The 6,082-nt window shown below is 38.4% G+C and carries 6 protein-coding genes and 1 tRNA gene; 4 read left to right on the top strand and 3 right to left on the bottom strand.

What is annotated here, in order from left to right; translation table 11 throughout:
- Positions 1-432: 432 nt before the first annotated feature.
- The 3 genes from Q8907_11305 to Q8907_11295 form a co-directional block, all read right to left on the bottom strand.
- Positions 433-915 (bottom strand): hypothetical protein, encoded by a 483-nt coding sequence (locus Q8907_11305; GenBank protein ID MDP4274853.1) that lies wholly within the window; start codon positions 913-915, stop codon positions 433-435.
- The gene (locus tag Q8907_11300) at positions 902-1,336 is read right to left on the bottom strand and encodes a Panacea domain-containing protein (protein MDP4274852.1); all 435 of its coding nucleotides are present in this window, start codon (positions 1,334-1,336) and stop codon (positions 902-904) included. Before Q8907_11300 ends, Q8907_11305 begins: the two co-directional genes overlap by 14 nt.
- A gap of 296 nt (positions 1,337-1,632) precedes the next feature.
- A tRNA-Arg gene (locus Q8907_11295) sits at positions 1,633-1,707 on the bottom strand.
- A 145-nt stretch (positions 1,708-1,852) separates the two neighbouring features.
- Here Q8907_11295 and Q8907_11290 point away from each other — a divergent pair.
- From Q8907_11290 to Q8907_11275, 4 genes are all read left to right on the top strand, one after another.
- A complete protein-coding gene (locus Q8907_11290; GenBank protein MDP4274851.1) occupies positions 1,853-2,431 on the top strand; it encodes a CvpA family protein in 579 nt (192 codons plus the stop codon).
- A gap of 123 nt (positions 2,432-2,554) precedes the next feature.
- Positions 2,555-3,835, top strand: a complete 1,281-nt coding sequence (gene tyrS, locus Q8907_11285) for a tyrosine--tRNA ligase (GenBank protein ID MDP4274850.1) — start codon at positions 2,555-2,557, stop codon at positions 3,833-3,835.
- Between the two features lie 3 nt (positions 3,836-3,838).
- A complete protein-coding gene (locus Q8907_11280; GenBank protein ID MDP4274849.1) occupies positions 3,839-4,864 on the top strand; it encodes a hypothetical protein in 1,026 nt (341 codons plus the stop codon).
- On the top strand, positions 4,848-6,082 hold a 1,235-nt coding region (locus Q8907_11275; protein ID MDP4274848.1), incomplete at its 3' end, for an O-antigen ligase family protein. The genes Q8907_11280 and Q8907_11275, both read left to right, overlap by 17 nt.

Raw genomic sequence — 6,082 nt, 5'->3', positions numbered from 1 at the left:
TATAAGATAGTTTGAAATGGGTTAAAATGGGTTAAAATAGTTTGAGATAGTTTGAAATGGTTCAACTATTTTTTTGCTTCCTGAGCGGAGTCGAAGGCAGGTTTTATTGCCGTGGTTTGCATTTGCCTTTGAAAACTTTATTCTTCCTTTTTGTCGTCACAAAAAGGAAGCAAAAAAGACTGTGACTGCGTCAACTCATTTCGCCTCCTGACGTCGGCTTCATTCAGACAGTACGCAGTCAAAAAGGATTTTGTTTTTAACGCTTCGCGAAGGAAAATCCTGGAACTTTTTAATGAATCACCGGCCTGTTTTAGCCCCTTCTTAATGAGTGTGGGGTTTATGGACAATAATCTCAGACTTTAAATTTTATTCTGTTCAGGGAAATATTTTGTTGCGAAACTTAAATAAGTTATTTAACAAACAGAATTCTAATTATTCGCCAGTACCGAACAACCTTTGAAATCTTTTCTTTGTGCTCCCAGTTATATTCTTAGATTTTCTGACGAGATCGTATATCTTGTTTACCTCGCTTGCAGGTAATTCTCCTTTTTTTCTGACTGCATTTCTGATCAGAGCTTCTTTAAATTTTGAATAAGGCTCTGTAAATACCTTACTGCAATCAATAAATGAATCATGATCTAAAAAATCATAGTCTGATTTACGAATCAAGTACTGTAAATCTCTCAATTCATGACTATTGATATATTTAAAATTGATTTCGGAATTTATAAAAACAGAAGCAATTAAACACTTATCATCCGTTAGGTCAAGTATAATATTCCATTTGGGATGGTCAATGCCAGCAATATCAATAGAAACAACAGTTCCAATATTAATTTTTCTATCAATTATATCATTGTTATAATCAGAAGAAATGGATGGCTTTGGTCTTATGGCTTTATTAGGAAAATGCACTATTATTTTCAGCCATACACCTGATATATTTTATCATTTCTTTATTTGCCCCCCCTTCTTTGGCCATTTCCTCAACGGAAATTTTCTTATTTTGACAGGCACTTTTATAAGCTAAATCATGCGATTTGACTTTCAATTCATCAAAATTCAAATCTTTATTTTCTTTAATAGAATCATCCAGACATTCAACATCACTTTCCGAAAATTCATCCAAATCAGGAACGGTCAAAGCTTTCACACAAAAACCGTTCTCCACCGAAATATATTTTTGATATCCAAAAGTATTGACAAATTTATCCCTGACTTCTTTAAAAATATCATAAATTTCTGAAGGTACCGGTCCAAATTCCATTGCAACATAACAATCACCTGTAATAGGAGTACCATATTTTACCAAGTGTTTTTGATCCGCGTAATACAAAATTTTGCTGATCTTATGCAAACCCGCAGTATTAATTTTACTCAGAATATATAATATAGCCGCTAGTGATTTTTCCCTATTAAATCTAAAGTATATCATAATTAACAGGAACTTATTGTTATAATTGCATTATACATAATTGATTAATATTGTAAAATTATTAAATATTTTTCAATAAAACTTATTAGTCTCAATGTAATCTAATAAAAAACTGAAACAGAAAGAATTTTAAAGAGAGGCATCAGGAGAAATTATCTACCCACCAAGGTATAAAAAAAGCCCTGAACTCAGGGCTTTGGTGATCCTACCAGGAATCGAACCTGGATTTAAAGTTTAGGAAACTTCCGTTCTATCCATTGAACTATAGGACCATTGGCTTCCAGATTTAAGGCATCTAAAAATCTGTTGCAAAAATAAAGAAATTAGCCATTGAAACAAATTTCCAGCGTAACTATTACAAAGAAATTTTTAGAACTGTTATTAATTAGTATCTTGCAGGCTTTAAATTATGAAACTATGAACTATATTGATTTATTTCTGCTGGCCATTTTAGTATACAGCGCGTTAAAAGGATATAAAAAAGGATTTATCGTACAGGTAGCCTCTTTCGGAGGACTTCTGCTGGGTATTTTAGGAGCCATTGGCTTGTCGGATGTCACCTCTGCCATTATGAAAGACCATACTGGTTTTGGTGGACGTACCCTGCCGTTCGTGGCATTCGTCGTCACTTTTGTTGCTATTGTCATTGGCGTGCACTTCCTGGCTAAGATAGTTGAAAAAGGTGCAAAGGCCGTGAAACTTGGAACAGCCAACCGCATTTTTGGCGTGGTCCTTGCCCTGGCGAAAATGACCTTCATCATCAGTGTATTCCTGGTCATTCTTAATGGCATAGACCGGCATATTCATATTCTTCCACGCGAATCGGTCAGCAATTCCTTCCTGTACTCTCCGGTTTCAAAATTTGCCCCGGCTGTATTCCCTTACCTGAAACCTTCACCGAAAAATGATAAAAAACAGAATAAACAGGAGCAAAAGGAAGCTTACAATTTTGTAAATTTGAATGTTACGACTTCAAAAATGAATAAAATCGGCTAAGTTTTTTATTTCATTTTTCAATATCCTATCTTTGCAAGATAGCTAAGTCAAACATTTTAATATAGATATATCAAAAATCAATTTAAAAATTAAACATTAACAGAATAATCACCAGGATTTAATATGGATTTTATTGAAGAGTTGAAATGGCGGGGCATGATTTACGATATGATGCCTGGAACTGAAGAACAACTGAAAAAAGAGCTGACTACTGCTTATGTGGGCATAGACCCTACGGCAGATTCTTTACATATAGGACATTTGGTTTCTATCATGCTTTTAAAACACCTGCAACTGGCAGGGCATAAACCCATCGCCCTTGTAGGAGGTGCAACAGGTATGATTGGCGATCCTTCAGGGAAATCGGACGAAAGGGTTCTGCTTAGCGAAGAAACCATCCGCCACAACGAACAATGTATTAAAAATCAACTTGGAAAATTTCTGGATTTTACCAGCGACAAACCCAATAAAGCCGAATTGGTCAACAATTACGACTGGATGAGTAAATTTTCATTCCTCGAATTCATCCGCGATGTAGGTAAGCATATTACCGTTAACTACATGATGGCCAAGGATTCAGTGAAAAAACGCCTTGAAACGGGCATGTCGTTTACCGAATTCTCTTACCAGCTTGTTCAGGGCTATGATTTTCTTTACCTGAACGAGCATAAAAACTGTAAACTTCAGATGGGCGGTTCCGACCAATGGGGAAACATAGTTACAGGCACCGAACTGATTCGCCGCAAGAATGGTGGCGATGCTTTTGCCCTGACCTGCCCGCTGATCACCAAGGCTGATGGAGGCAAGTTCGGCAAAACCGAAACCGGCAATGTCTGGCTTGATCCCAAATATACTTCACCCTACAAGTTTTACCAGTTCTGGATGAACGTATCGGATGAAGATGCTGAAAAATACATCAAAATCTTCACTTTCCTGAAGGTGGACGAAATCCTTAACCTGATAGAAGAGCACAAAAAAGCTCCACATTTGCGCCTGCTTCAGAAAACACTGGCTAAAGAAGTAACGGTCATGGTACATTCGGAGGCCGATTACCTGGCTGCTGTGGATGCATCGCAGATCCTCTTTGGAAAAGGTACCACCGAAACGCTTAAAAAGATGGACGAAGATACTTTCCTGTCCGTATTTGAAGGGGTTCCTCAATTTTCCATCACCATGGATGAATTAAAAAATGGGATTTCCTTAAGCGAATTGCTGACGGTGAAGACAGCAATTTTTCCGTCAAAGAGCGAATTGCGCCGTCAGGTTGCTGGTGGCGGGTTGAGCTTAAACAAGGAGAAGGCTGACAATGCAGAAATGACCGTCACTGCGGATCAATTGATCGACAATAAGTTTATTTTGGTTCAGAAAGGTAAAAAAAGCTATTTCCTGATAAAAGTAAATTAAGTCATGATGAGTGAAAAACCATACGATTTCGGCACTGCTGCTTTGATCCAATATATTTACCGCAAACGTAAAGTATTGATAATTTCAACCCTGCTGGCTGCTGTTGTTAGTATGACTGTTTCATTCACCATTTACCCGAAATTCAAGTCAACATCAGTGATTATCCCGGTTTCTTCTGCTTCTTTCTCCAGGGAAGTAATTACAGACAATTACAATCCCAACGAGAAAGTACTGAAATCGGGTAATGAAGATGAAACCGAACGTATGGTCCAAGTCCTGAAATCTACAGATGTTTTCTGGCACCTCAACAAAAAATTCAGGCTGATGGACCATTATGATATCCGGGCAGGGTCTGCATCGCCGCTTTACAAGTGCATGCATATTTATGACGGCAATGTAAAGATCAAGAAGACAGAAAACATGGCCGTTCAAATTGAAGTGCTGGATACCGATCCCCAGGTTGCCGCAGACATGGCCAATGAAATAGCAACGTATTACGACACCCTGATGAACGGGATGAGAAGGGAACGCAGCCTGAACATCCTGCAAACTGCCAGCAAAGAACTGGCCATCGAACGGCAGTTGATCAAAAGCTATGAAGATTCCCTTCAAATCATCCGCAACTTGGGCATTAACAACTGGAAAGCCCAGAATAACGCCTATTATAAAGGTTATGCACGCTCAGTCGAGAAAGACAAGGCTTCACATATCAAAACCTTTGAAAAGAAAATCGGATTATTAACCAGGTATGGAAATGCTTTCATCAGATACCGCGATATCCTGAAGCTGGAAACGTCAAAACTTTCCTATTATGAAAAGAAATATGACGAGGCAAAAATTGACGCAGAGACAAATGTCTCATACAAATATGTTGTTGAAAAGGCATATAAAAATGATAAAAAAGCCTATCCTACTAAAAGTCTGATTGTTTTAACAGCCACCTTTCTGACCTTTTTGCTAGTCCTTTTCCTTATGCTGGGTTGCGATTATCTTAAACAAACTTTAAAACCTAATGTTACTGAAAAATAGAGAATTACTTAATCAGTTTGTTCTTTATTTCTTCATTCTGCTTTTTGCAGGATTTGCAACCCTTGGTTTATGTTACGAAAATTACCTGCTTGCCGCAATTCCCTTTATTTTACTCATTGTTTTATTAGCATTTTGTGCCCTGGACAAGTTGTTGCTGCTTGTTGCATTTTTCACCCCCCTTTCATTACCCTTGGCGTATTTCATAGCTGAAAGTGATTTCGACCTCCACCTTCCTACAGAACCGATACTGATAGGCATTGTTATACTCTTCGCCTTAAAATTATTATTGGGGCATAGGATAGATAAAAAGATTCTGTTGCACCCTGTATCATTGGCCATTGATGCCAACCTGGTCTGGATCTTCATTACATGCTGCACAAGTACTATGCCCTTAGTTTCATTCAAATTTCTTTTGTCCAGATTGTGGTTTGTTATTCCTTTTTATTTCCTTGGAACCCAATTATTCAGGAAGTTGAAAAACATCAGGCGTTTTTTCTGGTGTTACATTCTCACCTTATTGGCAACCATCATCATCATTACCATTCATCATGCTTCACATGGGTTCACTCAACAGGCAGCAAATGCAGTTCCCTATCCCTTTTTCAACGATCATACAGCCTATGGGGCAATCATAGCAATGTTTATTCCCTTCATCCTGTTGAACACGAGTGTTAAACAAAGTATTTTCAGACGGTCATTTATTTCTGTTATCATGTTGATCGTACTGGTTGCCCTGGTACTCTCGTATACCCGTGCTGCATGGATCAGCATAGTAATTGCCATATTAACAGGGCTGGCCATACATTATAAGGTGAAGTTTAAACTGATTGCCTTGGGGGGACTGGTTTGCGTTTTTGTATTTTCATTTTACTGGACTGATCTACTGAACCGCATGGAAAGCAACCGTAAAGTTTCGTCATCGGATATCACACAGCATATAGAGTCCATTTCCAACATATCCAACGACCCGTCAAATGTGGAGCGGCTCAATCGCTGGGCTTCAGCGTTCAGGATGTTTAAGGAAAAGCCGATTTTCGGCTGGGGACCCGGCACCTATATGTTTCAATATGCACCTTATCAGGTATCGTATGAAAAAACAGTGATCAGTACAAACTCGGGTGATATGGGCAATGCGCATAGCGAGTACATCGGCCCGCTCACAGAATCAGGAGTCCTGGGAACATTGACTTATCTGACGGTTTTAATTACAGCCATTTA

Source organism: Bacteroidota bacterium (assembly GCA_030706565.1).
GTDB lineage: Bacteria > Bacteroidota > Bacteroidia > Bacteroidales > JAUZOH01 > JAUZOH01.
This window is presented reverse-complemented; position numbering and strand designations above follow the sequence as displayed.